The organism is Heyndrickxia sp. FSL W8-0423 (assembly GCF_038009395.1).
In the GTDB taxonomy this organism is placed as follows: Bacteria; Bacillota; Bacilli; order Bacillales; family Bacillaceae_C; genus Heyndrickxia; species Heyndrickxia sporothermodurans.
Genome location: NZ_JBBPBE010000001.1, coordinates 3846456 through 3872964, shown reverse-complemented (window position 1 = coordinate 3872964; position 26509 = coordinate 3846456). Strand labels below are relative to the sequence as shown.

The window sequence follows — 26509 nt, the reverse complement described above, 5'->3', positions numbered from 1 at the left end:
CATGTAATTTTGCGTTCAAGAAGGAAGTATGGAAATATATGTAAAGCCCTTCGTGAACTACCTCATTTATAGATTGTCTCCATTTTTCGTAAATATGCTAAATCCAAATAAATTTGTGAAAATTAATACGAGCATCGTTAAGCTTTCTATGTAGAATTTTTTACTTGCTCTTTTGCATAATTAAGGATTGTTTTACTCAATATAGAAAAAGAGAAAATTCTAATTCAGATTTAAAGCATAGGAGGTCTTTTCTTGAGACGCTATTTAAAAGTAATAGGTATAGCTTTGATGGCTTTGGTATTAGTTGTTGGATGTCAAACAAAAACTGACAAAAACAAGAACAATGCCAATAATCAAGCCGCCAAAAATAATAACGAAACCGGATTTCCCAATTGGGGCTACGACTATCAACAAACAAGGCATGTACCTTATGACAAAATTACAAAAGATAATGTTAAAAAGCTAGGCATTGTCTGGCAGAAGGATTTGGCAGATTGGGACCCGAACGTTCCAAATGCTTCAGAAGATTTCCCGGTTGTTAAAGATGGTGTAATATACGTAACAACTTCCTATAACCGTGTGTTTGCGATGGACGCTTCAACTGGTAAGAAGATTTGGAGTTGGAAGCCGCCTAAAGAAGTACAGGATCATTTTGATAGTGCAAAAATGGAAGCCTTTTCAATTATTGCTAGTCGAGGTGTTGCGGTTGCGGAGGGAAACGTGTTTGTACTGATTGCGGATAATCGTTTGGCGAAACTGGATGCAAAAACCGGAAAACTCGTGAAAATGATTAACCTTTGGGACACGATAAAAGGAGCCACACTAGAAAATAGATACTATGAAACAAATGCTCCAATGTACTATAAAGGAAACATTTATGTTGGAAGTAGTGGAGGAGATAGTGGAGGTTTCCGAGGCTTTGTAATGGCTTTTAAAGCGAGTGATTTGACTCCGGCTTGGGAAAAACCATTCTATACTGTTCCCGAGAAGGGAAAAGGTTGGATGAAAGGGAAATATACAGGTGGCGGTGCTGTATGGTGTCCGATGTCTTTTGACCCGGATACCGATATGATGTATTTTGGCGTAGGGAATCCTGCCCCTGATTATTTTAAAAAAGTTCGACCTGGCACAAATCCTCATACTGATTCAGTAGTTGCGCTTGATAGTAAAACAGGGAAATTGATTTGGGCGAAGTCTGAAGTCGATGAGGATGAATGGGATTATGATGCAGGGTCTACTCCGATGGTTGTTAATGCCAAAGTAGGTAACAAAAAGAGAAAAGCAGTTGTTCATGGGGGAAAGAACGGAAAATGGTATGCATGGGATGCGAAAACAGGGGATACCATTTATGATGGTGTACCATTTGTCAAAATCAAACACACATCTCCGCCAACTGATAAAAATAAGGCGGTTCTCCAATGGCCGGGAACGGAAGGCGGACAAAATTACGCGCCCGAAACATATGATCCAAAAAGCAATTATGTTTTGATACCTGGTATAAACAAACCATCTTTATCTGTCGGTGCAAAGGATATAAGTGATATTGAGGAAAGGGATGGATTATTTCCGGGAACGGAAATTTTACCTACTCCTAAAGATGTTGAGATATCAGGAACGATTACGGCTATCGATATGAATACCGGCAAAAAGGCGTATCAGAATAAGACGAAACAACCGATGCGCGGAGGCTTTACGAGCACGGCCACAGGACTGGCCTTCTACGGGGAGCTGGATGGAACGGTTAACGCTCTTGATATTAAAAGCGGAAAAGTATTATGGAACATGAATAGCGGAGGAGCCCAGATTATGATGGCGCCATCGATTTATGTGCAGGACGGTAAACAATATGTAGTGTACGTTTCAGGAACCAAGGTTATTGCCTATGGCCTTGGTGGTAACAAAACCGTTACACCAGCAAAAGACCCTCAAGGATCAGGTAAGGAAACTGAGGCAAATCATGGCAGCAGCGGTAATAAGGAAAAAGATAAGAAGCAGCCGGCAAATAATAGTGTTAACGCCGAAGCTATTTATAAAAAGAGCTGTGCTTCCTGTCATGGTGGAAATCTTGAAGGATCAGTCGGCCCTGACATTAGTCATGTTGGTAGAACCATGTCTGAGGAGGACATTTTAAATCAAATCATTAATGGAAGCGGACGGATGCCGGGGAATCTTGTTAAAGGTGACCAAGCAAAAGCGCTAGCGAAATGGTTGTCTCAAAAGAAATAACTTTTTAAGGCACAAATTGTCAACCTAACCTTTTATGAACTATCAATAAAAACTGAGTCCATGAATACGGACTCAGTTTTTTTATTAGGCTCCTTTTTAACGAAAGTAACGGCTCATTTCTTACGAAAATGGACAACCATTATTCAAAATTCTGGTTATTTCGAGTAATCCATCGACATAAGATAAAGTCGAAAGGGAAAAACATAAGACACTAATAAAAACAATAGTCTTTATAACGTATGACATAAAAGGGGGTGAACTACATGTGGATGAAGCCTGAGTACAAAGAGATCAATACATCTTCTGAAGTGACAATGTATGCTTATATCGGAAAATAGCAATGTTAATACTCGATTTTAGCACTTTATAAATATACGCAAGGTGGTGTTAGATAGTATGAATGGTTATTTAAAGGCGGTGATCGGTGCAATTATCGGGGCTGCAACTGCAGGAGGTTGGTTGGTTGTTGATCTTCTGCTTCCGGAACCAATTGGAGATTATCTCTTATTTGGCATCATGGGACTTGCAAATGCTGCAATTGGATGGCAAGTTGGAAGAGTTTTGGAAAGAAAGCGAAATGTTGATAACGGCAATCTTGAAACTTCTCGGAAAGGACTGAAGACAAATTCGAATTAGAGTTTTAGGAACCGCTGCAGGAGGTGGGTTCCCACAGTGGAACTGTGCCTGTCCAAACTGCCGAGATGTTCGGGAAGGGGATACAGCACTCACTCCTTTATTACAATCATCTCTTGCGATAAGTGCTAATGAAAAAGACTGGTACCTTATCAATGCTGGACCGGATGTAACGAAACAAATTGAATCCTTTGAACCACTGCATGCAGGTCCTGAAATAAGAGAAACCCCTTTAGCAGGTGTTATTTTAACAGATGCCCAGCTTGATCATACGATTGGATTATTATCATTGCGCGAGGGGTCCAGATTGACTATATATGGAACGGAGGCTGTTAAAAAGAGTTTGCATTCAGCTTTTCCGGTGTTTCCAATGCTTAAAAACTACTGTTCATGGGAATGGCAAACTCTTTATCCCGAATTTATGCAAAAAATCGGAGCTTTTGATGAAGAAGAGCAATTGACATTAATTGTTGAGACTGTACCCGTTTCGAGAAAACCCCCGCTTTATATCCGATTAAATAAAGAGGATGATAGTCTTGTTGATGTATGGGAAGTTGGCTTAGTTTTTCACAATAAAGGTACCGGAAAACGTTTCGCTTATTTCCCTACTTTAGAAAACATTTCGCCGGATATAGAAGCACACTTGCGGAAGGCTGATGTTTTAATGATCGACGGAACCTTTTGGTCGGAAGATGAATTGACAAGGATGGGGGCAACCAATCGCAACGCAAAAAACATGGGACATTTGCCAATTAGCGGATTATCAGGAACCGCTCAAAAATTAGCATCATTCCCTGCAGAACGGAAAATTTTGGTCCATATAAATAACAGCAACCCTATTTTGAGAAAGGATTCAAGGGAGAGGTATACATTGGAACAACTTGGTTTTGAGATTGCCTATGATGGAATGGAAGTGGAGGTGTAATCGTGCTCGAACATCGTAAGTTCGTTAATAGGGAAATGGAGCCGGATCAAAAGAAAGAAAAGGTGTGGACACGGGAAGAATTTACTGAACGATTGAGGGATGTCGGGCGTTCTTCCTATCATGATAAACATCCCTTTCATACGGCGATGCACGAAGGAAAACTAAGTCGTGAGCAAATCCGTGGTTGGGTAGCTAACCGTTACTATTATCAGAAATCGGTTCCAATTAAAGATTCAGCCATTTTGTCTAATTTACCATCGAGTGAGCTTCGTCGTGAATGGATCGGGCGCATCATTGACCACGACGGCACGCACGGAGAAGATGGCGGTATTGAAGCATGGTTGCGACTAGGCGAAGCTGTAGGGTTGTCTCGTGAAGAAATTGTACGGGAGGAGCATGTTGTACCGGGTGTTCGTTTTTCCGTCGACGCTTATGTTAACTTCGCGCGGTCAAAGCCATGGATTGAAGCAGTAGCCTCCTCATTAACTGAATTGTTTTCACCTACTTTAATAGCTAAGCGTATTAAAGTACTAGAGCAGCAATATCCTTGGATCGACAGTAAAGGATTTGACTATTTTCAAAGTCGCTTAACGCAAGCGCCTCGTGATTCGGATGTAGCTCTCAAACTTGTATTGAATTATTGCCAAACGCCTGAAGCTCAAAGGCGGGCTGTTAATGCATTACGTTTTAAGTGTGATGTATTGTGGGCACAGCTTGATGCCATAGAAAAAGCCTTTCCTTGTGCAGCATATTCAGAATAAGAAAGAATAGGTGGTGAAGTCAATTTTACTTAGAAGCTCTCCGAAACTTGCAGCAAAAGCACGTTTGAAATTTGATAAGGTTAGAGGGAAACATCTTCTTTTATTACCGGAAAGGGTAGTCATTTTGAATGAAACGGCTGCCTCCATACTTACACTCTGTGATGGTAGTCAAACGGTAAGTAGTATGAGTGAAAAGTTAAGGGCTTCGCTATTGAAAGATGCGGAAGCAAAGGGGAACGATGTGAAGCCTGACTTGAATACGATAAAGGAAGATATTTCTGAGTTTCTGCAGGAGATGGTGGAACAAGGATGGGTGGTGATTTCTACAAATGAAACAGTCGATTATAAGGAGCAATAATGAAGTAGAACCCCCATATTCACTGCTCGCTGAGTTAACTCACCGCTGTCCATTACATTGTCCGTATTGTTCAAATCCGATTGAAATGACTTCAAAGGAGTCTGAACTTTCAACCGAAGAATGGAATCGCGTATTGTCCGAGGCCGCTGATTTAGGAGTGGTAGAGGTTCATTTTTCCGGCGGAGAACCGCTCCTACGTGACGACTTGGAAGTCTTAATAAGCCGAGCACATTCATTAGAAATGTATAGCAATCTCATTACAAGCGGCATTGGATTAACAATGGAAAAAGCCACTCAGTTCAAGGAGGCAGGTTTAGAAAATGTGCAGGTGAGTTTCCAGGCTGGGGAAGCAAAACTGTCGGACAAAATCGGCGGATATAAAGCATTTGAAAAGAAACGAGAAGCTGTTCAGGCGGTAAAAGAAGCCCAATTGCATTTATCGCTAAATGTTGTACTGCATCAAATGAATCTAGAAAATTTAAATGATATTATTTCACTTGCCGAAGAAATGGGAGCTGAACGATTAGAACTGGCAAATACTCAGTATTATAACTGGGCTTTGCTCAATCGTAAACGGCTGTTACCGAGCCGGGATCAAGTCGAGCGGGCACGTGAAGTTTATGAAGCCGCTAAAGTGCGTCTTAAAAGAAAAATGGAAATTATTTGGGTTATTCCTGATTATTATTCATCGACACCTAAACCTTGTATGGGTGGCTGGGGGGCAATTGGCCTAACAGTAGCACCGAATGGGGTTGTTCTTCCTTGCCCAACGGCCGGGATGATTAAAGATTTATCCTTTGAAAATATTCGACATGCATCATTAAAAGATATTTGGTATGATTCTATGTCCTTTAACAGTTTCCGTGGTGATGAATGGATGCCTGACCCTTGCCGTTCATGCGATTTGCGACACGAAGATGGAGGGGGCTGCCGTTGTCAAGCTTTTGCCCTAACGGGGGATGCCTATGCGACCGACCCAACGTGCATGTGGGCTCCGGATCATCAATTGATCGAAGCGGCAATACAGGATGCGAATAGCGTATCTTCAACACAATCATCACCAATAATCTATCGAAGGCATTTTCAAGATAAGCCCGCGTTAAAAAAATAAAAATTATTGCAAATTTGTGCTTAAGGGCCCCATACATACCCTTAAGCACTCTTTTTTTGCTAAGCAAGGCGCTTCCTCTTTTTTTTAGCAACGAAGGATAGTTAAAATAAGCGGAAATTTTCCGGTTATACAGCAGAATAGAGCTCAGTTCGGGGGATTTAAGCGGAGAATTTCCGGTTAAGCAAAGCAAAATTACTCATTTTCACGTTTTTTGAGTTAATAGTCGGAATTTTTCCGGCTATTTAAGGTATTTTCGGTGCTATTTCTTAATTAAGAGAAATTTTTCCGCTTATTTATCAAACTCGATTTAGCGTCTAATGAATTGACTTAAAGCAATTTGAATATCTTTTATTTTAAAAAATATTTAAAGAGAATAGATGTCGTAAGGCTAAACCAAATAAGTACGATGACAATGGCTGCCGGCCAATTTTTTCGTAACTTTTTTGGTGTACTGCTGGCTGTCACCCGACACTCTTGTAAAATATGTTTTGGTATTAAAGAGAATGCTCCTAAAATTCCTAATGGAAGTAAAATGGCTTCATCTAAATAACCTAATACTGGAATCACATCTGGAATAAAATCTATAGGACTTAATGCATAAGCAACAATACATACTGAAAAAGCTTTTGCATACCATGGGGTTTCCGGATGGCGATAAGCTAGATAGAGAATATAGATATTACGTTTTAAATTTTGGATAAATTCCTTCCATTTGTTTAGCCGTATTGCCATTTTTATTTCAATTCCTCTCTAATCCTCGATTGGGGTAAGTAGTTATCTTTATCCTGCTTCAAACCAATTCTTTTTAAACATGTTATGACATAGAATACTTTGTTGTGTTTATAAAGGACATCACTTCTTTCCAATTAGTTGTGTATAAATTATATTTTGGAATGGAACCCTTTTAAAGAGACTCAATTTATGAAATGAAGTGATGATCGTGGGCACGTTAATTGGACAAATTCATTCATCGGTTAGACAACTTATGCTTGTCAATCTTTTACGCAGCATTGGACAAGGCATGCTAGTTGTTGATTTGGCTTTATATCTTGATGAATTGGGTTGGAGTACTGTGGCAATAGGAAGTGTGCTTGCATCTGGGGGCTTACTTGGTGTTGGACTTGCACCTTTCATTGGGATTTACAGTGACCGATTGGGAAGAAAGCCGTTTCTGCTTTTTTCCGAATTATTAACAGCCGGGTGTGCGGTGATTGGGATCTTGACGACAAATCCAATTTTCCTGTTTATCGCTATCACACTTTCCGGTTTCGGGAAGGCGGATGCTGGTTCCCCCAGTCCGTGTGCCCCGGCTGAGCAAGCTTGGCTTGCATCCTTTATCCCAACAAAAGAACGCGGCAAAGTATACAGTCTGAATAATGCAGTTAGTTTTTTTGGAATGGCAGCGGGAGCAATGTTAGCTGGGATTATGCCCTTATGGGAAAGTTATTTTCAAGGTATATCCTTTTATCGTCTAATATTTTGTTTTATCTTCCTTACTTCACTTATTAATGCAATGATCATTTTTACAATTCGGGAAGATAAAGTTGAAAGAAAACAAGTAATAGAAGAGGGAGTAAGGAATCAAGAAAAGAAAATCTTATACGAAGAAAATGTTGCGGTCATAAAGTTGGCTGCTATTAATATCCTAAATGGAATTGCAATCGGATTAACAGGACCAATGATGGCTTATTGGTTTTCAGTGAAGTTTGGAGCGAGTAATACTCAGATTGGCGGCACACTTGCAGTCACCTTTTTGGCGACAGGTATGACTTCGATTATGCAAGCAAGATTATCCCACCAACATGGGACCATTCGATCGATTGTAATAATTCGTTTTATCGCCAGTCTGCTTTTAATTTTAATGCCAATTCTTTCTTCCTATACACTCGTTTCCGCCATGTATATCATGCGAACAGCATTAAATCGAGGAACACAGGGTGCACAGCAAGCACTAAGTGTGAGCTTGACCCGGGACATGCGCCGTGGTTTCGCATCAAGTATCAATATCTTTTCCATGCGTCTGCCGATATCAATCGGACCGTATATTACCGGTTATCTTTTCGGACTAGGTTCATTGGCCCTGCCTTTTTATATAGCATCCGGATTACAATGTAGTTTTGCATTGCTATACGGGAAAATTTTCTGCACCTACGATATGAAGGTGAAATCCCAAGTGTCATCCGGTTAATTAATTCAAAGTTATTTTGTAAAAGAATACAAAAGCGACTCTACTTTACTTTATAGTGAGTCGCTTTTATATTTAAAGTAAGAGTATGGAAGCGAGGGGAAGCAAATGAATATCCGCGTGTTAACGGAGTCCGATGCGGTAGTTTACCAGGAATTACGATTAAAAGCATTGAAAAATAATCCTGAAGCATTTGGCTCCACTTATGAGAGGGAAAGTAAGTTCACACAACAAATGATTGAAGATCGCATAAAGCCAACAAATAATAAATTTGTGCTAGGGGCATTCGATGACAGGGGAATAGTCGGAATGGTGACGTTTATGCGCGAAACTAGCCCAAAAACAATACATAAAGCGAATATTTTCGGAATGTTTGTTGCACCCGAAGCAAGAGGAAAGAATATTGGAAAATCACTCCTACTCGAATTAATAAAAATGGCAAAAAAGTGTAATGGAGTAGAGCAATTAAATCTAACGGTAGTATCAGAGAATAAACCAGCGAAAAAATTGTATGAGTCTTTAGGATTTAAGGTGTATGGGGTCGAACGAAATGCTCTTAAATTTGACGGAAAGTATTATGATGAGGATTTAATGGCATTCTACATTAATAGAAAGGATACTATTTAGATATTTCATATACTGGAGGAGTAAACATGAAAGCTGTAATCGTAAATCAAAATGGCACCAATCAGTTGGAACTTGTCGAGCACCCTATTCCAAAGGCAAAAGAAGGAGAGCTGCTCATCAAAGTACATACAGCGGCAATCAATCGAACAGATATAGTTACGAGAGAAGGGAAAAGTGGTTATTTAACAAATCCAATCCTCGGTGTTGAGGTCGCGGGAACGATTGTTGAAATCAATGGAAAGAGTTCCTTTTCTGTTGGAGATCGGGTGATGGGGCTCGTTAATGGCGGGGGTTATGCAGAATACGCAACTATGCCTATTAATCGAGCAATGAAAATACCTGAGAATTTCACATTTGAAGAAGCAGCAGCTATCCCGGAAGTATTTTTGACGGCGTATCAAACATTATTTTGGATCGGCAAGCTTCAAAAACAAGAATCGGTTTTGATTCATGCAGGTGCGAGTGGAGTTGGAACTGCAGCTATTCAACTCGCAAAAAAGCTTTGCGATGCGAAAGTAATTGTTACTGCAGGTTCAAAAAGAAAACTAGATTTTTGCAAAGAGCTTGGTGCCGATGTAGTAATAAATTATAAAGAGCAGTCATTTGAAGAAGAGGTTCAAAAAGCCACTAATGGGTTCGGTGTTGATGTAATTTTAGACTTTATTGGTGCCGAGTATTGGCAAAAGAACTTTGAAAGTATTAAAAAAGGTGGACGTTGGGTTTTAATAGGAATTCTTGGTGGCAGTGAAATTGAAAAGGTTAATTTAATGGGGTTAATGTCAAAGTATATCCAATTAACAGGTACGCTACTAACACCAAGAAGTGATGAATATAAAGCACAATTAACAAAAGAATTTATTGAAAATGTGACTCCATATTTTGAACGTAAAGAAATTAGACCGATCGTTGATACGATGTTTCCATTAGAAAAAGCTAGAGAAGCTCAACAATATATGGAGGAAAGTCGCAATATCGGTAAGATAATTCTTAAAGTAAATGAGCACCTTTCCTAAATGGGAGAGGTGCTTTAATGGGTGTGACTGAAAACTAACCGATATCCACAAATGTTTAATTTTCCCTATTTTCTTCAGATCCCATCGATTCTTTTTCCGGAAGTTTAAATGAGGCACTTGGTACTTTTCTTGGAGAGATTTTTAAATCCTCTGATGAATAGATAACAATGCTAGCTGTACCGCCATATACATGAGATCGGATCAGTATGGGTTGTTGATAATTGTTCGTAAACCGGAAATCGGGTCCGTACCAGCTGACGGTAGCATCCCTCCCCGGTGGCACATAAGCGACTCGTTTGCTATGGGAATAACGTTCCGTAATCGTCATTCCCGCTGAATCAACAGCATTATATAACGTTGAAGAGATTTGGCAGATGCCGCCGCCAATATCTTCAGAAAGTTCTCCTCTTACTATAACTGGAGCACGCAAATATCCTTTCTCCTTTGTTCTTTTTCCAACTGTTTTGTTAAAGGAAAAGGTTTCTCCCGGAAATATAACTTGGTTATTAATAGCTTCGCTTGCCAGTACAATATTATGGGAACGCTCCTGATTGCTAGAATTAAAATAGGTAGCATACTGACCGATACGTTTCACTCTTATTTGAGAAAGGAGCTCACTATCAACCGCAGGATATACTTTTCTCATAGGAGCTTCAATAGTTGAGGCATCTTTTGTGAAAAAATATGTATAAAATAATCGTTTAAATATTTCGCGATCAAGTGTATAGCCTACCTTTTCAGATATAATATTTCCATGTTTATCAATGCTGGCATTAGCAGGCGGTACATAGACGGACTTTTCAAGACGTTGAATAAATGCTTCCAATTTATCATGATCAGCTATTGGAAGATTTATTAATGGATTTGCAAAATACGTTCGATTGACACTCGCAATCGTGTCCCCTTCATATGTTATTGTCAAATTATCAGGAAGATTGCTTGTACTCCCTATTAATAAAAAAATTGAAACTAAAAAATGCTTCATAAATCGCTATCCCTCCCATCAATAGTATGGGTAGGTTTATCATTTTTCATGTTAATTAATTTTCATATACATAGTAAAAAAAAGCGAAAATATGTAAAGTAACAGACGAACAGAACGAAAAAGAGTAAGGACTTGTTATGAAAAAAGTCCTTACTTTTTTATGAGAAAAAAATTTTTTATTGTAAATCAAAAATGCCTGTGCTAATATAATGACATAAGTTCATGCAATCGTTTGCACTACTTAGAAACTCTTAAGTCAATACTATTATTTGTTGCGTTTCTTTTTTTGTAAAGGATGAAAGCGGTTTAATATAAGATTAATAGCTTTGATTCTACTTAAGAAAAGAACGCATTATTTAACGGATTTAATGCAAACGGTTTCCTAAGTAGACGACATTTCATGAATAAGTGTCAAAACAAATAATGGGGGTATCATTGATGAAAATGAAAAAGCTATTTCCAGTCATGCTTGCACTTTTGCTTTTAGTAAGTGTTGGATTAGTTGGATGTTCTTCCGGTAAATCTAGTGGTGGAAGTGCATCTAAAGGTGATGTAGTGGTTGATATTTTTCAATTTAAAGTGGAATTTAAAGATCAATTTAAAGAGGTTGCAAAAAAATACGAAGATGAACATAAAGGCGTAAAGATTAATATTACTTCAGTTGGTGGCGGAGAAGACTATGGTGCTGCATTGAAATCTAAGTTTGCGTCTGGTAATGAGCCAACTATCTATAATGTTGGTGGACCACAAGATGTAAAGGATTGGGAAGCGAAATTAGCAGACCTTTCTGATACAAAAGCAGCTTCAGTTGCATTAAAAGGAACACTTGATGGTGTGAAAAAAGGAAATGAAGTGTTAGGACTTCCATATAACCAAGAAGGTTATGGCTTCATTTATAATACAAAAGTTTTTGAAAAAGCGGGAATCAATCCGAAAGATATTACTACTTTTGCTAAATTGCAAGATGCAGTAAAAACATTAGATAGCAAGAAAAAAGAATTAGGATTAAAAGGTGTATTTGCCTTACCGGGAAAAGAAACTTGGGTAACGGGCTTACATTTATCTAATACGTTCTTATCACCAGAATTTAATGGAAATGTCATTGATACATTTAATGCGAAAAAAGTTGATTTCAAATATGGTGATGCATTCAAAAATGTACTTGATTTAGAAAACAAATATTCAGTACAACCAACAGTAAGTCTTGACTATTCTCAACAGGTAGAAGAATTATTCTCTACTGGTAAGGTAGCAATGATTCAACAAGGAAACTGGGTATATAGTTCAATTGCTGGTATTGACCAAGATTTAGCGGACAATGGCATCGGACTTTTACCAATCCCTGTAGAAGGATTTAAAGAAGATGCGATTCCGGTTGGCGTGCCAATGTACTGGGCAGTAAATAAAAATAAAGATAAGAAAGAAGTAGAAGAAGCGAAGAAATTTTTAGATTGGCTATATACTTCTGATGCTGGTAAAGAAGCGGTTATTAATGATTTCAAATTCATCCCTGCTTATGATGGTTTTGATGCAAGCAAGATTTCTGATCCACTTGCTAAAGCAGTTTACCAATATGCACAAGATGGAAAAACAATTCCTTGGGTATTCATGGGCTATCCTACTGGATGGGGACAAGAAAAATTAGGTGTTAACATCCAAAAATATTTAAGTGGAGAAATGAGCTGGGATGAATTAGTGAAAGATTCAAAAACAGCTTGGGAATCTTCAAGAAAATAATATAGCTTACTAAAAAAATAGAAAACAAGGCAGCATGAGTTGCTTTGTTTTCTATCTTATTTTAAATCTAAGTCATCTTAATGAGTGGCTTTACGGTTAGCCACTCATTAAGGTGACTTATAAAAGGCGCTTTCGCTTTTCTATACTGCTAGGAGGAATAATGATGAAGAAGAGGAATTTATGGTACTGGTTGTTTTTAGCTCCTACACTAATCGCGCTAACAATCGTTGTTATTTTACCATTAATTTATGGAGTGTATTACTCATTTACAAACTGGAATGGGATAGAAACCCCTCAGTTTATCGGTTTTGAAAATTATATCAACTTATTTAAAGATCAGGAATTTTTGGATTCCTTATGGTTTACTGTGAAATTTACAGTTGTCTCTGTATTCTTGATTAACTTTTTTGGGCTTGCTCTAGCACTTATTGTTACGCAAAAAATGAAAACAAGTAATCTACTAAGAACTATTTTCTTTATGCCGAATCTTATTGGCGGACTAATCCTAGGTTTCATTTGGCAATTCATATTTCTTAAAGTTTTTTCTAGTATAGGTGATTTATTAGGGATTGAATCTTTGCAAGGCTGGCTTTCAACTTCAACAACCGGTTTTTGGGCATTGGCTATTCTAATGAGCTGGCAAATGGCCGGATATATTATGGTTATCTACATTTCCTACCTTGAAAGTGTTCCGCAAGAATTACTAGAGGCGGCAGAAATCGATGGTGCAAATAGTTTTCAACGCTTTATGCATATTACATTCCCGCTTGTTGCACCGGCATTTACAGTAAGTTTATTTTTAACGTTATCAAACTCATTTAAATTATATGATCAAAACCTATCATTAACTGGAGGAGGACCATTTCACTCCACGCAAATGGTGGCGATGGAAATTTACAAAACAGCATTTACAGAAAATGCGATGGCATATGCACAATCCAAGGCAGTTATTTTCTTTATTATCGTTGCCGCAATTTCACTAACACAAGTGTATGTCAATAAGAAACGGGAGGTCGAAATGTAGTGAGCAGGAAAAAGAAAAAGTCATTTATCATTGGTACGATAGGAATCATTTTAGCTCTCCTATGGCTTTCACCGTTTTACTTAATGATCGTAAACTCTTTTAAAACAAAACGGGAAATTTTCACTGATACATTGAAACTTCCTGAAAAATTTACCTTTGATAATTATATTGAGGCATTTAACCAGTTAGATTTTTTAAAAACCTTATTTAATTCGATTTTAATAAGCGTTGTTGCTGTCGTAATTATTGTTATTTTTTCATCAATGGCAGCGTATGCACTATCACGTAGAAAAAGCAAAATAAGCGGTTTAATCTTTTTACTTTTTGTTGCTGCGATGCTCATTCCGTTTCAATCCGTTATGATTCCGCTTGTTTCTATATTTGGAAAAATGGAAATGCTCAATCGAATTGGAATTATCATTATGTATTTAGGTTTTGGATCGAGTCTTTCAATCTTTTTATATCACGGTACATTATCGGGAATTTCAAAATCTCTTGATGAGGCAGCTACAATTGATGGTGCGAATCGCTTTCAAGTATTTTGGTATATTATCTTTCCGATGTTAAAACCAATTACGGTTACTGTTGCGATTTTAAATATTATTTGGATTTGGAATGACTATTTATTGCCATCACTCGTTATTAATAAAGAAGGGATGGAAACGATTCCTTTAAAAATGTTCTTCTTCTTTGGAGAATATACGAAACAATGGCATTTAGCATTGGCTGGTTTAACAATTGCAATTATTCCAGTTATTATTGTTTATTTCTTCTTGCAAAAGCAAATAATTAAAGGAATTTCAGAAGGTTCGGTAAAATAATCGTAATTATTAAACGCTTACCGTTTACAATAGAAGTACTTATATTTGATTAACGGGGGATATAAACAATGGCAGTAACAATAAAAGATGTAGCAAGAGTTGCTCAAGTGTCACCTTCTACGGTGTCAAGAGTCATTGCCGATAATCCGCGGATAAGTGAAGAAACAAAAAGGCGGGTACGTGAAGCAATGGACGAATTAGGATACCATCCGAATTTCCAAGCGAGAAGTTTAGTCGTGAAAAGTACGAAAACAATTGGAATCATTATGCCGAATTCAGCTACGCAAGTGTTAGAAAACCCTTTCTTCCCGGAAGTACTGAGGGGAATCAGTTTAATAGCACGTGAAAATCGCTTTGGAATCTATTTGTCCACAGGTGCTACTCAAGAAGAAATTTTTGAAGAAGTTATTCAAATGGTTCAAGGGCGTCGAGTTGATGGAATTATCCTTCTCTATTCGAAAACGGATGATAAAATCATGAAATATTTACTTGATGAAGATTTTCCGTTCACTGTTATTGGAAGACCGTTTCATAATGCAGAGCGGATTACGTATGTTGATAATGACAATATATATGCCACTAAGCAAGTGACAAAATACCTTATTGATAAAGGGCATAAAAAGATTGCATTTATTGGTGTAAATACAGAAGATGTTTTTACAATTGATCGGATGGAAGGGTATAAACAAGCGATGGAGGAAGCCGGAATCCCCATCAAGGAGGACTATGTCATCCATGAGAAATGGTTGAAGGAAAATGAAAAGGAAGCGATTATTGAATATTTTTTCAGCAAAGAACTTCCGACGGCCATTGTGTTAACGGATGATTTCCTTGCGATTAAATTAATGAGTATTGCAGAAGATTTATCGATACGTGTACCAGAAGATATTTCGCTTGTAAGCTTTAACAATATTATGCTTTGTCAGTATATGAGACCGCCATTATCATCCGTAGATATCAATATTTTTCAATTAGGATTAGAAGCCGCAAATTGTTTATTGGATAAAATAAATCATCCAGAAACTTTACCTAAGCGAATCACAATTCCGGCTAAAATGATTGAAAGAAAAACTTGTGCGAAAATTATAAAGGAACAAAACGAGTAAAGGTTGTGGGTAGCAAATGGAAAAAAGCTGGTGGAAAGAAAGTGTCGTTTATCAAATTTATCCGCGAAGCTTTAATGACTCGAATGGCGATGGAATCGGTGATCTAAAAGGGATAACAAATAAACTGGATTATTTAAAAGAATTAGGAATCGATGTCATCTGGCTTTCTCCTGTATATCAATCCCCTAACGATGACAATGGATATGATATTAGTGATTATCGAGCAATTATGGATGAATTTGGAACAATGGCTGATTTTGATGAATTACTGAGTGAAATGCATCAACGTGGAATGAAATTAATGATGGATTTAGTTGTTAATCATACGTCCGATGAACATGAATGGTTTAAACAAGCAAGAAGTTCTAAAGACAATCCATATCGAGATTATTATTATTGGAGACCGGGAAAAAACGGTCAAGAACCGAATAACTGGGAATCTGTCTTTAGTGGATCAGCGTGGGAGTATGACGAAAAAACAGAAGAATATTACCTTCATCTTTTTAGTAAAAAACAACCTGATTTAAATTGGGAAAACCGTAAAGTTCGTGAAGAAGTATATGAAACTATGAAATTTTGGCTAGCTAAAGGCATTGATGGATTTAGAATGGACGTTATCAACTTTATTTCAAAAGTACCCGGATTACCGAATGGTGAAAAAATACTAGGGAAGAAATATGTCTCAGGTGCTAATTTTTATATGAATGGACCGAAAATTCATGAATATTTACAGGAAATGAATCAGGAAGTCCTTGCAAAATATGACATAATGACAGTCGGTGAAATGCCTGGTGTAGATGTTGAGATGGCAAAACAATACACGGGGGAAAACCGTAATGAGTTAAATATGGTGTTTCAATTTGAACATGTCGACTTAGATTCGGGACCTAAAGGAAAATGGGATTTAAAAGATCTGAATTTCCACGATTTTAAAGCCTCATTTACTAAATGGCAAAAAGGTTTAGAAGGTGTTGGCTGGAATAGTCTTTATTTAAACAATCATGATCAACCAAGAATGGTATCAAGATTTGGTGATGATAAAGAGTATTGGAAAGAATCGGCAAAAATGCTTGCAACTTTTCTTCATTTTCTACAAGGGACGCCATATATTTATCAAGGTGAAGAGCTTGGAATGACGAATGTTCGCTTTGACTCCATTGATGACTATAAAGATATCGAGATTTTGAATATGTATAAAGAAAAAATAGGTGAAAGCGATAGTGATCATCAGCAGATTATGGAATCCATCTATGTGAAGGGGAGAGATAATGCAAGAACTCCTATGCAATGGAATGACGAGAATCATGGAGGGTTCACATCTGGAACACCATGGATAAAAGTAAATCCAAACTATAAGGAAATTAATGCAAAGCAGCAGCTAACGGATGAGGATTCGATTTTTCACTATTACAAAAAGCTTATTCAACTAAGAAAACAACATGACATCATCGTGTACGGTACATATGATTTAATCTTACCGGATCATAATGAAATCTTTGCCTATACCCGTACATTAGGTGAAGAAAAGTTGTTGATTATATTAAACTTTTCTAAAGAAAATAGTTTTTTTGAACTTCCTAAGGAAATTCAGTTTAGTAATAAAGAGCTACTAATCTCGAATTATGAAGTGAATCCTGCTGACTCAATAGAAAAAATTACATTATTACCTTTTGAAGCAAGAGTATATAAATTATTCATTTAAAAATGCTTCGGTTTACACCTTATGATGAAAAAAGAAAAGCGAGGAAATGGTTATGAAGCAAACATGGTGGAAAGAAGCAATTGCCTACCAGATATATCCAAGGAGTTTCAAAGACTCAAATGGCGATGGAATCGGTGACTTAAACGGGATTATTTCAAAATTAGATTATTTGAAGGAATTAGGAATTGATGTCATATGGATCTGTCCAATGTATAAATCACCGAATGATGATAATGGCTATGATATTAGTGATTATCAGGACATCATGGACGAGTTTGGGACCATGGCGGATTTTGACTTATTGTTAGAGGAAGTCCACAAACGTGACATGAAATTAATCATCGATTTAGTTATTAATCATACAAGCGACGAACATCCTTGGTTTATCGAATCAAGATCTTCACGAAATAACCCGAAGCGTGATTGGTATATTTGGCGTGATGGGAAGAACGGGAAAGAACCGAACAATTGGGAAAGTATTTTCGGAGGTTCTGCTTGGAAGTATGATGAGAAGACAGACCAATATTTTCTCCATATTTTTTCTACAAAACAGCCCGACTTAAATTGGGAAAATAAAGACGTGAGAAATGCACTTTATGAGATGATTAATTGGTGGTTAGATAAGGGAATTGACGGATTTCGGGTGGATGCGATTAGTCATATTAAAAAAGAAGAAGGTATTCAAGATATGCCTAATCCAAAAGGACTACAGTATGTTCCATCCTTTGATAAACATATGAATGTTAAGGGGATTCAACCGTTATTAGAAGAATTAAAAAGAGAAACCTTTTCCAAATATGATATTATGACCGTCGGAGAAGCGAATGGTGTTGGGATAGATGAAGCCGATGGATGGGTAGGGGAAGACAATGGGAAATTTAATATGGTCTTCCAATTTGAACACCTTGGTTTATGGGATGCTGAAAGTAAAACAGATATTGATATTGTAGAGTTAAAAAAGGTTTTAAGCAGATGGCAAAAGGGGCTTGAAAACAATGGCTGGAATGCATTGTTTATTGAAAACCATGATAAGGCACGTGTCGTCTCAACATGGGGGAACGACGGAAAGTATTGGTATGAAAGTGCGACAGCTTTAGGTGCCATGTACTTTCTAATGCAAGGCACACCATTTATTTATCAAGGACAGGAAATTGGTATGACAAATGTAAACTATGCAACGATTGATGAATATGATGATGTCGCCACGAAGAATTTGTATAAAATTCGATCCGAAGCGGGTATCCCCCATGAGAAAATCATGGAAGTCATTTGGGCATCTAGTCGAGATAATTCCAGGACGCCGATGCAATGGTCGGATGATATCCATGCCGGGTTTACAACAGGTACACCATGGATGGGAGTAAATCCAAATTATCGTGAAATAAATGTAGAAAAACAACAAAAGGATCCGCATTCTGTCTATCATTTTTATAAAAAAATGATTGCTTTAAAGAAAGAAAATAAAATTTTTACGTATGGTACTTATGATTTAATATTAGACAACGATCCGCAGATTTTTGCTTATACAAGGACATTAAGTAATAAAAGAGTGCTCGTATTGACTAATTTATCAGATCAGTCTGTAAAATATGTTCACGATAATATCTCATTAAAATATGACAATTTGATTTTAAATAACTATGAAGTAGAGAAACATGAAATAACAAATCAATGTTTATTAAAACCATATGAAGCAAGGGTTTATTGGATCTAACAAAACAATGGACTTTCCATAATTGGAAAGTCCATTGTTTACTTTTCACTTTCCGAAATATTCCTGCCATAAAATATTTCATCCATTTCCTTTTTCAATCTTTCGGTTATTTTCTCTTCTTCTCCTTCAGCAAGTTCATCCTTTGTATACCCGAATAGATAATTATTTAAATCGAATTTTTTGATCTTACATTTTGTGTGAAAAATATGCTCCGGATAAACGTTCACATCTATCATATCGTAATTTTTTTTGATGCTGTCTGGAATGTAATTTTGGATAGAGCTTATGTCATGATCAATAAATAATTTCTGTCCTTTTTTGTTTCTAGTAAATCCTCTTACGCGGTAATCTATAGTCATTATATCTGTATCAAAGGAATGTATAAGGTGATTGAGAGCTTTAAGCGGAGAAATTTCTCCACAGGTGGATACATCAATATCCGCACGAAACGTACTAATTCCTTCATCTGGGTGATATTCTGGGTACGTATGTACAGTAATATGGCTTTTATCTAATTGTAATACAACTGATCCTGGAAGTGGCCCGGGAGACTCACTATATGATTCAGTAGGAACTTCGACAACAGGTCCTTCAGAAACTAGTAAGGTTACACTTGCTCCTTGGGGGATAAAATCTTGTTTTGCTGTGTTTAATACATGGGCACCGATGATATCTGATACATCATTTAAAATCGTCGTTAATCTGTCCGCGTTATATTGTTCATCGATATACTCAATATATGTTTCTCGTTCTTCCTTCGTTTTTGTAAAGCAAATATCATACATGTTAAAGCTTAAGGATTTCGTAAGATTATTGAAACCATGTAGTTCAATCCGCTGTTCAGGTGTAAGTTTCATATAGAATTCGCCCCCTTCTTCCATTTGTTTACCCTATTTTTATTATTCCACGCAATTTTTAGATGATACTTATAAAGTAGGATAAATAAATGAAATAATAAAAGGATTTCGGTTAACAAGGGGTAAGGATAACAGTTATATAAAGATGAGGTGGGCATAAAGACTGGAGTATTTCGAATAAAAGGAGAAAGTGGTGGCTACCAAGCATAGAAAGTGCTATAATGAAAATTGATCGATTTGTATTTGTAGAATAAGTATAATTATCTATATTAACATTAACACAAATAAAGAGCGATGTCAACTATTTTAGATTTTTTTTCAGGAGGTTTCTTATGACAATTCAAGACAACGAATGGTTACAAGAACAACAAAGGGTAGATGACACAGTTAGAAAGGTGAAAGATAAGAAGAAATCTTTAGTATCCCAAGTGAAAACTGTGAAAGAGGAAGCGGATGAGATTAAGCAGAACTTTTGGGAAGATGTCACAGTTAACCTTGACGAACCGGATGATGTTATTGAAACCTTTACAAGTATAAAGCAACAGGCAGAACTACTATCAGAACGTGAACGAAGTTATCAACATGTAGAAGAAAATATTTCTATTCTTAATAAGCTTGAATACTCACCTTATTTTGCACGTGTGGATTTCAAAGAACAAGGTGAAGAAAAAGAAAATATTTATATTGGCATAGCATCTTTTCTTGATGGTGATGATTATCTCGTATATGATTGGCGGGCACCGATATCAAGTATTTATTATGATGGTAGCCCAGGACCTGTTACTTATGAAACTCCTGAAGGTACTCGTCAAGGTGAAATGTTATTAAAGAGACAATTTATCATAAAAGATGGACAGATCGAGTCATTATTTGATACCGGGGTAACGATTGGCGATGAAATGCTTCAAGAAGTGCTCGGAAATAGAGCGGATACGCATATGAAAAACATCGTTGCGACCATTCAAAAAGAGCAAAATAAAATAATCCGTGATATTAAAAGCCGCTTATTATTTGTCCAAGGTGCAGCAGGAAGTGGAAAAACGTCCGCGGCATTGCAAAGAATCGCCTATCTCCTATATCGTTTTCGTGATTCGCTTCATTCAGATCAAATTATCCTTTTTTCACCTAACCGTTTGTTTAATCAATATATTTCAAAGGTACTTCCAGAGCTTGGCGAAAATAATATGGAACAAACAACGTTTTTAGAATTTGCACAATCGAGAATTCCAGACCTAACAGTTGAAAGCTTATTCGAACAATTTGAAACAAGTTTAAACGTGGCAGATAATCACTATAGAACTAAGGCGATTCGATTAAAGAATGATTTGTCCTTTGTTCATGCGATCACTGATTATGTGGACAATTTAGCTACTTCTGGTTTGTTTTTTAAAGACATCAGCTTCCGTGGGAAGATACTCATATCAAAGGAGGAAATTTCCAATCTCTTTTATTCTTATGATCGTTCCTATTCCCTACCAAACCGTTTCCCGCTTATTCAGAAGGAATTATTAACAAGATTGAAAGAAATCGCTAGGGAGGAAGAAAAGAAACAGTGGGTAGAAGAGGAAATGGAGTTATTAGATAGGGAAGATTATTTAAAGGCATTTCAGCATTCTCAAAAAGGAAAAGATGACTTCAATTCTTTCGATCAAGAGAAGGAGTTTTTAGCTAAACAAATTGTAAATAATTATTTCAAAAAAATACGGGCGGGAATAAAAAGGAATCGTTTTTTTCACCGCAAAGCTCAGTATGTAGATTTTTTAAAAAAGGTTCCGGAATTACTTACTCTTAAAAATTATGATATCCATGCAAATGATTGGGCGGAAATTCAAAGAAGTACGATCAAATCACTAAATGAAAAAAATATTCAAATGGAAGATACTGTTCCTTACATGTATTTATACGATTTAATTGTCGGAAGAAAAAGTGAAACTTCAATGAAATATGTATTTATCGACGAGATTCAAGATTACACACCTGCACAACTTGCCTATATGAAATTTATGTTTCCGTATAGTAAATTCACGATGCTTGGTGACATCAATCAATCGATTTTCAATAACGGAAGTGATTCACCGATACAAACTTCGATGAAAATATTTGGTGAGGAAAAAGCTGAAATTATTCGTTTGACGAAAAGCTATCGATCAACAGCTGCGATTACTGCCTTCACTAAAGCGATTTTACCGGATGGGGAGGCAATTGAGCTATTTGAGAGGGAAGGTGAACTCCCAACTATTGTAATTGAGGGTACATTTGAAGACCTTATGGATCAAATTGCTAGGCAAGTTGAAAGATTAGCGTTGCAATCAAGCTCTATTGCCATTATCGGTAAGACGATGCAAGATTGTGAGCAAGCATATCATCAGTTAAAGGACAAAATAGACATCTCATTAATCGGCTTGAAAAATCAAGAATTAGCAGAAGGCCCGATCATTCTTCCATCCTACTTAGCAAAAGGATTGGAATTCGACAGTGTGATCGTCTTAAATGCATCAGACGATAAATACAACGACGAATCAGAACGTACCTTGCTCTACACAATTTGCACAAGAGCCATGCACCACCTCATCATCACCAGCCTATACCAACCATCACACCTTTTCGATAGGGTTCCTAAAAAATTATATAAATAAGAATATCAACTCAAGCATACACACGCGTATGCTTGAGTTTTTTACTTTTTAATCCATGTTAAAGTACAATCTTAGTCCTTACACAAAGTAGATTGGAGCGGAAGGGTGCGAGACTCCTGCGGGAAAAACGGTAAACGGGAGACCCCACAGCGAGGTACGAGCGAGGAGGCTCCCGAACCGCCCGCGGAAAGCGAGCACCCTGCAGCGGAAATCTACGTCCATGTCTAGCACAAAGTAACTAATTTTAGCATTATATATGAAAAGAATTCAGAAAAATAAAATGTTTCACGAATGGATTGTTCTTTCAGCCATTTGAGTTTAAGATTAGAAGGTACAAAAATTACTTTTTCGTCTAGCTACAGCGCCTAGCCCCTCGAGGTCAAATAACCTTCAGCAATAAAAGTCAAAGTGCGGACTTTTATTGCTGAAGAACATTTGCTTGTCGGGGCTGATCAAGGCGCTTACGCTTTTGATAAAGGGAGTTGATATATTTGGATAACCCAAATGGTCCTGAGCCAATAGAATATGAGGAAGTCAATATATCAACATTCTTGTTGAAGGTAAGATGACTTCCTCGTCACCAAGAGGAGGTTAGATGATGTTAGAAATCTACAAAACAAATGAAATGAACAAGCTAGAAGCAGTATCTGAAATCACAAAAGGATGCTGGATTAACTTAGTTTCACCAAATGAAGAAGAAATTCAATACGTGGCAAATCATGCTTATGTACCAGTCGATTTCATTAGGGATGCACTAGATGATGAAGAACGATCTCGGATTGAAAAAGAAGAAGGAGATGTCTTTATTATCATTGATTACCCGTATATTTTGAAAGACGAATCAGGATATTCCGTCTATGAAACTTTGCCACTTGGAATTATTTTAACAAACGAGTGTATCATCACGATTTCACTTAAAGATGCCCAAGTACTGATGGATTTTAAAAATAATAAAATTAAAGGCTTTTATACGTATAAAAAAACACGATTTGCCTTACAAATCCTATTTGTTATTTCATCCTATTATTTACGCTATTTAAAGCAAATCAACAAAAAAACCGACGATGTTGAACGGGAATTACATCAAACATCGATGAAAAACAAGGAATTGTATTCCTTACTTGCATTAGAAAAAAGTTTAGTTTATTTTACAACATCATTGAAATCAAATAAAATGGTGCTCGATAAAATTCTCCGTATTAATTATATAAAAATGTATGAAGAAGATAAGGACTTATTAGAAGATGTAATTATCGAGAATACACAGGCGATTGAAATGGCGGCAACGTACAGTTCAATTTTAAGCAGTATGATGAATGCTTTCGCTTCCATCATTTCAAATAATTTGAACGTAGTCATGAAATTTTTAACCTCGATTACAATTATTCTATCTTTTCCAACAATGGTTGCTAGTTTTTTAGGTATGAATGTCCATTTACCATTTCATTTAGAAGAATATCCACATGCGTTTTTAACAGCAATTATTTTTGCCATCTTTTTAGCAAGTTTAACTGCATTCATTTTTTGGAAAAAGAAATATTTTTGAAATAAAACAAGGCTGATCATGATGATCAGCCTTGTTTTTCTGTTCTTCAATTACCTTCTTTTTCTTTATTATGATTTTCCGGAGCGCGTAACTAGCTTGATGATTAAAATAATAACAGCTATAACTAGAAGTATATGAATGAGCCCACCGGCAACATGTCCGATTAATCCTAAAATCCATAGCACGATAAGAATTCCAATTATTGTCCAAAGCATATGTAGCTCACCTTTCATGTTTTTTTATTACTGTTAGAATACCCATCTTGTTTAATAGTAAACCAATAACCCTACTAGGGGACATGTTATAACCGTTTCATTTTCGGGAAAACTAAGGTAATGACCGAGGTGAGGAGGGCTACCGGTGACAAAGAAGAAAGTTCTTTTTTTTCTTTTATTCCTATTTTTTCTTGTTTACGTTAGCACCATTCTTTATCACGTATATAAACCTCTTCCGAAAGGAATTTCCTATGAAGGGCAAATACATCATGTTTCAGAAGATGATATTTCCTTTTTAACTGATTTAACCTACCAAAAAGAGGGGCATCTGCAAATAGAGCAAGAAATCTTCCCTCGAATCTTTGAAGTCATTGAGCAAGCTCAGCAATTTATTGTTTGCGATTTTTTCCTTTTTAATAGCTACTATGATCATGATTTGAATTTCCCACCTTTAAGCGAAAGCATGGCGCAAAGACTCATTCGTAAGAAAAGAGAAAAACCAAATATGCGAATCATCGTAATTACCGATGATATCAATACATACTATGGATCACATAAATCAAAGGAACTAGAAGAAATGAAACGAAATGGGATAGAGGTAGTGATGACGAATTTAGATCCTTTACGAGACTCAACTCCTCTATACTCCGCTGTTTGGAGAATGTTCATTCGCCCATTTGGTCAATCAGGGAAGGGGTGGATACCTAATGCGATGGCAGATACCGCACCGCATATGACCATCCGATCGTACTTGGAATTATTAAATATTAAGGCCAATCATCGAAAAACATTTGCGACAGAAAAATCCGCATTTATTTTATCAGGCAATCCCCATGATGCTAGTGCATATTTTTCTAATCATGCAATTGAAATCAAAGGACCGATAATTCAAGATTTACTACTATCCGAACAAGCAGCAGTCGAACTTTCAAACGGACCAAAGCTACCGACCTATTCATCAAAGGATGGAAAAAAAGGAGAATATGAAGTCCAACTATTAACAGAGGGAAAAGTATTTGAGCATATTTTAAAAGCTATCAATCAAACAAACCCAGGGGATGAATTATGGATGGGAATGTTCTATATTGCGGATCGAAAAATAATCCATTCCTTGCTCAAAGCCGCTGATAGAGGAGTAAATATTAAATTAATTTTGGATCCAAATGAAAATGCCTTTGGAAATAAAAAATCGGGCCTTCCGAATCGACCTGTTGCCAGGGAACTAAACAAGAAATCTAAAGGAAAGATTCATATTCGATGGTATAACACGGGTAAAGAACAGTATCATGCAAAGCTAATATATATAAAGAAACGAAAGCACGCCCAAATCTTTAGTGGCTCCACCAATCTCACTTTACGAAACTTGGCCGATTATAATCTTGAGACAGATGTGAAGATAACAGCACCGATTGAAGCAAAATTAGTTGGTAAAGTTGACCGCTATTTTCAGCGAATTTGGACAAATCGGGATGCCAAATATACATTGGAGTTATCTAAGTTTCAAGGCAAACTTATTTTTTTACAAAATGGTGTGTATCGTTTGCAAAAATTATTGCATTTGACAACGTATTGACTAGCGTTAAGCCCATTTTCCCAAGGATAACCTTCCACTTTCGCCTATTATGAATAAACTATAAGCGATTTGAAATAGGAGGGGAATACTGATGGCAAGACAATTAGCTTGGCATGAAACACTTGAATTGCATGAATTAATGGCCTTACAGGCAAACTGTTTAATGCATTTAAAAAAGTCAGTGAAAAAAGTGACAGATCCGGAACTTAATGATTTGTACGTATCATCCATTCGTTCGATTGAAAAAAACTTAAAAGAACTTGTTCCATTTGTGAAAAAAGCTCCTTCACCTAGAATGGACCTAATACGTCAAGATGAAACCGGATTCTTTGCCGGGAATTTATTAGGTGCTGCGAAAACATCAGTTAAAACATATGCCGCAGCAATTACAGAAACAGCTACACCTGAATTAAAAGCAATTTTTACTAAACATTTAAATAATAGTATTAAGTGGCATACGAGGGTATTTGAATATATGCATAGAAAAGGATTGTATCCTGCATACGATCTACACACATTATTGGAACATGATACAAATAATGTCCAAAAAGCGTTATCCATGAAATATTAATTAATCCGGGCCCATCTAATTCGATGGGTTTTTTGAAATATTTCTCCGAATAAAGTGGTATTTTAAATACTTCCAATCTCTCTTAGACTTATGCCTTTCCAACAAAAGTGTATGTACATATGATGGTAGTGACGTTGTTAGGAAAAAAATTTCTATTCAACGAAAATGGAAAGGAGGAGATAA

Annotated in this window: 24 protein-coding genes; 20 read left to right on the top strand and 4 right to left on the bottom strand. The window is 36.8% G+C overall.

The window, feature by feature from the left end:
- The first annotated feature begins 252 nt into the window (after positions 1-252).
- From MKY81_RS19900 to pqqE, 7 genes are all read left to right on the top strand, one after another.
- Positions 253-2226: an outer membrane protein assembly factor BamB family protein gene (locus MKY81_RS19900; RefSeq protein WP_108069955.1), complete on the top strand. Its 1974-nt coding sequence runs from the start codon at positions 253-255 to the stop codon at positions 2224-2226.
- 263 nt (positions 2227-2489) lie between these two features.
- Entirely contained in the window at positions 2490-2564 is a 75-nt protein-coding gene (gene pqqA, locus MKY81_RS21165; protein ID WP_133174944.1) for a pyrroloquinoline quinone precursor peptide PqqA, read from the top strand.
- 58 nt (positions 2565-2622) lie between these two features.
- Entirely contained in the window at positions 2623-2862 is a 240-nt protein-coding gene (locus MKY81_RS19895) for a hypothetical protein (RefSeq protein WP_066229338.1), read from the top strand.
- Complete coding sequence (pqqB, locus tag MKY81_RS19890) at positions 2852-3784, top strand: pyrroloquinoline quinone biosynthesis protein PqqB (protein ID WP_107920534.1); 933 nt, start codon at positions 2852-2854, stop codon at positions 3782-3784. Before MKY81_RS19895 ends, pqqB begins: the two co-directional genes overlap by 11 nt.
- 2 nt (positions 3785-3786) lie before the next feature.
- On the top strand, positions 3787-4545 hold the full coding sequence (gene pqqC, locus MKY81_RS19885) for a pyrroloquinoline-quinone synthase PqqC (RefSeq protein WP_235598287.1): 759 nt from the start codon (positions 3787-3789) through the stop codon (positions 4543-4545).
- 10 nt (positions 4546-4555) lie between these two features.
- A complete protein-coding gene (pqqD, locus tag MKY81_RS19880) occupies positions 4556-4903 on the top strand; it encodes a pyrroloquinoline quinone biosynthesis peptide chaperone PqqD (RefSeq protein WP_202759711.1) in 348 nt (115 codons plus the stop codon).
- The gene (pqqE, locus tag MKY81_RS19875) at positions 4875-6014 is read left to right on the top strand and encodes a pyrroloquinoline quinone biosynthesis protein PqqE (protein WP_108069953.1); all 1140 of its coding nucleotides are present in this window, start codon (positions 4875-4877) and stop codon (positions 6012-6014) included. Before pqqD ends, pqqE begins: the two co-directional genes overlap by 29 nt.
- Before the next feature lie 348 nt (positions 6015-6362).
- On the opposite strand, the gene MKY81_RS19870 is transcribed toward pqqE, so the two are convergent.
- Positions 6363-6746: a YkvA family protein gene (locus tag MKY81_RS19870; RefSeq protein ID WP_066229322.1), complete on the bottom strand. Its 384-nt coding sequence runs from the start codon at positions 6744-6746 to the stop codon at positions 6363-6365.
- A gap of 202 nt (positions 6747-6948) precedes the next feature.
- Between MKY81_RS19870 and MKY81_RS19865 the strand changes: the two genes are divergently transcribed.
- The 3 genes from MKY81_RS19865 (at position 6949) to MKY81_RS19855 (ending at position 9839) form a co-directional block, all read left to right on the top strand.
- Positions 6949-8202: an MFS transporter gene (locus MKY81_RS19865; protein ID WP_108069949.1), complete on the top strand. Its 1254-nt coding sequence runs from the start codon at positions 6949-6951 to the stop codon at positions 8200-8202.
- Between the two features lie 105 nt (positions 8203-8307).
- Complete coding sequence (locus tag MKY81_RS19860) at positions 8308-8826, top strand: GNAT family N-acetyltransferase (RefSeq protein WP_066229318.1); 519 nt, start codon at positions 8308-8310, stop codon at positions 8824-8826.
- Positions 8827-8852: 26 nt separating this feature from the next.
- Entirely contained in the window at positions 8853-9839 is a 987-nt protein-coding gene (locus MKY81_RS19855) for an NAD(P)H-quinone oxidoreductase (protein WP_066229315.1), read from the top strand.
- Between the two features lie 55 nt (positions 9840-9894).
- On the opposite strand, the gene MKY81_RS19850 is transcribed toward MKY81_RS19855, so the two are convergent.
- Positions 9895-10824: a VanW family protein gene (locus tag MKY81_RS19850; RefSeq protein ID WP_341118606.1), complete on the bottom strand. Its 930-nt coding sequence runs from the start codon at positions 10822-10824 to the stop codon at positions 9895-9897.
- 438 nt (positions 10825-11262) lie between these two features.
- On the opposite strand from MKY81_RS19850, the gene MKY81_RS19845 reads away from it, so the two are divergent.
- The 6 genes from MKY81_RS19845 to MKY81_RS19820 all read left to right on the top strand — a co-directional run bounded on the left by MKY81_RS19845 (position 11263) and on the right by MKY81_RS19820 (position 18928).
- Positions 11263-12561, top strand: coding sequence for an ABC transporter substrate-binding protein (locus MKY81_RS19845; RefSeq protein WP_341118605.1), 1299 nt, complete (start codon positions 11263-11265; stop codon positions 12559-12561).
- A 163-nt stretch (positions 12562-12724) separates the two neighbouring features.
- Positions 12725-13585, top strand: a complete 861-nt coding sequence (locus tag MKY81_RS19840; protein ID WP_066229312.1) for a carbohydrate ABC transporter permease — start codon at positions 12725-12727, stop codon at positions 13583-13585.
- Positions 13585-14406: a carbohydrate ABC transporter permease gene (locus MKY81_RS19835; protein WP_108069943.1), complete on the top strand. Its 822-nt coding sequence runs from the start codon at positions 13585-13587 to the stop codon at positions 14404-14406. The genes MKY81_RS19840 and MKY81_RS19835 overlap by 1 nt, the downstream gene beginning before the upstream one ends.
- Before the next feature lie 68 nt (positions 14407-14474).
- Positions 14475-15512, top strand: a complete 1038-nt coding sequence (locus tag MKY81_RS19830) for a LacI family DNA-binding transcriptional regulator (protein WP_108069941.1) — start codon at positions 14475-14477, stop codon at positions 15510-15512.
- A gap of 16 nt (positions 15513-15528) precedes the next feature.
- The gene (locus MKY81_RS19825) at positions 15529-17214 is read left to right on the top strand and encodes a glycoside hydrolase family 13 protein (protein WP_327991729.1); all 1686 of its coding nucleotides are present in this window, start codon (positions 15529-15531) and stop codon (positions 17212-17214) included.
- 52 nt (positions 17215-17266) lie between these two features.
- Positions 17267-18928, top strand: coding sequence for a glycoside hydrolase family 13 protein (locus MKY81_RS19820; RefSeq protein ID WP_341118604.1), 1662 nt, complete (start codon positions 17267-17269; stop codon positions 18926-18928).
- A 38-nt stretch (positions 18929-18966) separates the two neighbouring features.
- Here MKY81_RS19820 and speD read toward each other — a convergent pair whose 3' ends face one another.
- Positions 18967-19785 (bottom strand): adenosylmethionine decarboxylase, encoded by an 819-nt coding sequence (gene speD / locus MKY81_RS19815; protein WP_108069936.1) that lies wholly within the window; start codon positions 19783-19785, stop codon positions 18967-18969.
- A 332-nt stretch (positions 19786-20117) separates the two neighbouring features.
- Here speD and helD point away from each other — a divergent pair, with 332 nt between their 5' ends.
- Both helD and MKY81_RS19805 read left to right on the top strand, forming a co-directional pair.
- Entirely contained in the window at positions 20118-22421 is a 2304-nt protein-coding gene (gene helD / locus MKY81_RS19810) for an RNA polymerase recycling motor HelD (protein ID WP_341118603.1), read from the top strand.
- 598 nt (positions 22422-23019) lie between these two features.
- Positions 23020-23967, top strand: coding sequence for a magnesium transporter CorA family protein (locus tag MKY81_RS19805; protein ID WP_066229291.1), 948 nt, complete (start codon positions 23020-23022; stop codon positions 23965-23967).
- Positions 23968-24035: 68 nt separating this feature from the next.
- On the opposite strand, the gene MKY81_RS19800 is transcribed toward MKY81_RS19805, so the two are convergent.
- Positions 24036-24182: a lmo0937 family membrane protein gene (locus MKY81_RS19800; RefSeq protein ID WP_107920058.1), complete on the bottom strand. Its 147-nt coding sequence runs from the start codon at positions 24180-24182 to the stop codon at positions 24036-24038.
- 145 nt (positions 24183-24327) lie between these two features.
- Here MKY81_RS19800 and MKY81_RS19795 point away from each other — a divergent pair, with 145 nt between their 5' ends.
- Together MKY81_RS19795 and MKY81_RS19790 are read left to right on the top strand one after the other, a co-directional pair.
- Positions 24328-25755 carry a phospholipase D family protein gene (locus tag MKY81_RS19795; protein WP_108069933.1) on the top strand — a complete coding sequence of 476 codons (1428 nt, stop codon included), beginning with the start codon at positions 24328-24330 and terminating at the stop codon, positions 25753-25755.
- Between the two features lie 85 nt (positions 25756-25840).
- Positions 25841-26326, top strand: coding sequence for a spore coat protein (locus MKY81_RS19790; protein ID WP_373454624.1), 486 nt, complete (start codon positions 25841-25843; stop codon positions 26324-26326).
- Positions 26327-26509 lie beyond the last annotated feature (183 nt).

Bases quoted from the DNA above. Each gene is read 5' to 3' on its own strand.
- MKY81_RS19845 (WP_341118605.1), top strand. From the start codon at position 11,263: ATGAAAATGAAAAAGCTATTTCCAGTCATGCTTGCACTTTTGCTTTTA.
- MKY81_RS19895 (WP_066229338.1), top strand. From the start codon at position 2,623: ATGAATGGTTATTTAAAGGCGGTGATCGGTGCAATTATCGGGGCTGCA.
- MKY81_RS19850 (WP_341118606.1), bottom strand. From the start codon at position 10,824: ATGAAGCATTTTTTAGTTTCAATTTTTTTATTAATAGGGAGTACAAGC.
- MKY81_RS19860 (WP_066229318.1), top strand. From the start codon at position 8,308: ATGAATATCCGCGTGTTAACGGAGTCCGATGCGGTAGTTTACCAGGAA.
- helD (WP_341118603.1), top strand. From the start codon at position 20,118: ATGACAATTCAAGACAACGAATGGTTACAAGAACAACAAAGGGTAGAT.
- MKY81_RS19825 (WP_327991729.1), top strand. From the start codon at position 15,529: ATGGAAAAAAGCTGGTGGAAAGAAAGTGTCGTTTATCAAATTTATCCG.
- MKY81_RS19820 (WP_341118604.1), top strand. From the start codon at position 17,267: ATGAAGCAAACATGGTGGAAAGAAGCAATTGCCTACCAGATATATCCA.
- MKY81_RS19865 (WP_108069949.1), top strand. From the start codon at position 6,949: ATGATCGTGGGCACGTTAATTGGACAAATTCATTCATCGGTTAGACAA.
- MKY81_RS19840 (WP_066229312.1), top strand. From the start codon at position 12,725: ATGAAGAAGAGGAATTTATGGTACTGGTTGTTTTTAGCTCCTACACTA.
- pqqE (WP_108069953.1), top strand. From the start codon at position 4,875: ATGAAACAGTCGATTATAAGGAGCAATAATGAAGTAGAACCCCCATAT.
- speD (WP_108069936.1), bottom strand. From the start codon at position 19,785: ATGAAACTTACACCTGAACAGCGGATTGAACTACATGGTTTCAATAAT.
- MKY81_RS19870 (WP_066229322.1), bottom strand. From the start codon at position 6,746: ATGGCAATACGGCTAAACAAATGGAAGGAATTTATCCAAAATTTAAAA.
- MKY81_RS19805 (WP_066229291.1), top strand. From the start codon at position 23,020: ATGTTAGAAATCTACAAAACAAATGAAATGAACAAGCTAGAAGCAGTA.
- MKY81_RS19800 (WP_107920058.1), bottom strand. From the start codon at position 24,182: ATGCTTTGGACAATAATTGGAATTCTTATCGTGCTATGGATTTTAGGA.
- MKY81_RS19830 (WP_108069941.1), top strand. From the start codon at position 14,475: ATGGCAGTAACAATAAAAGATGTAGCAAGAGTTGCTCAAGTGTCACCT.
- MKY81_RS19855 (WP_066229315.1), top strand. From the start codon at position 8,853: ATGAAAGCTGTAATCGTAAATCAAAATGGCACCAATCAGTTGGAACTT.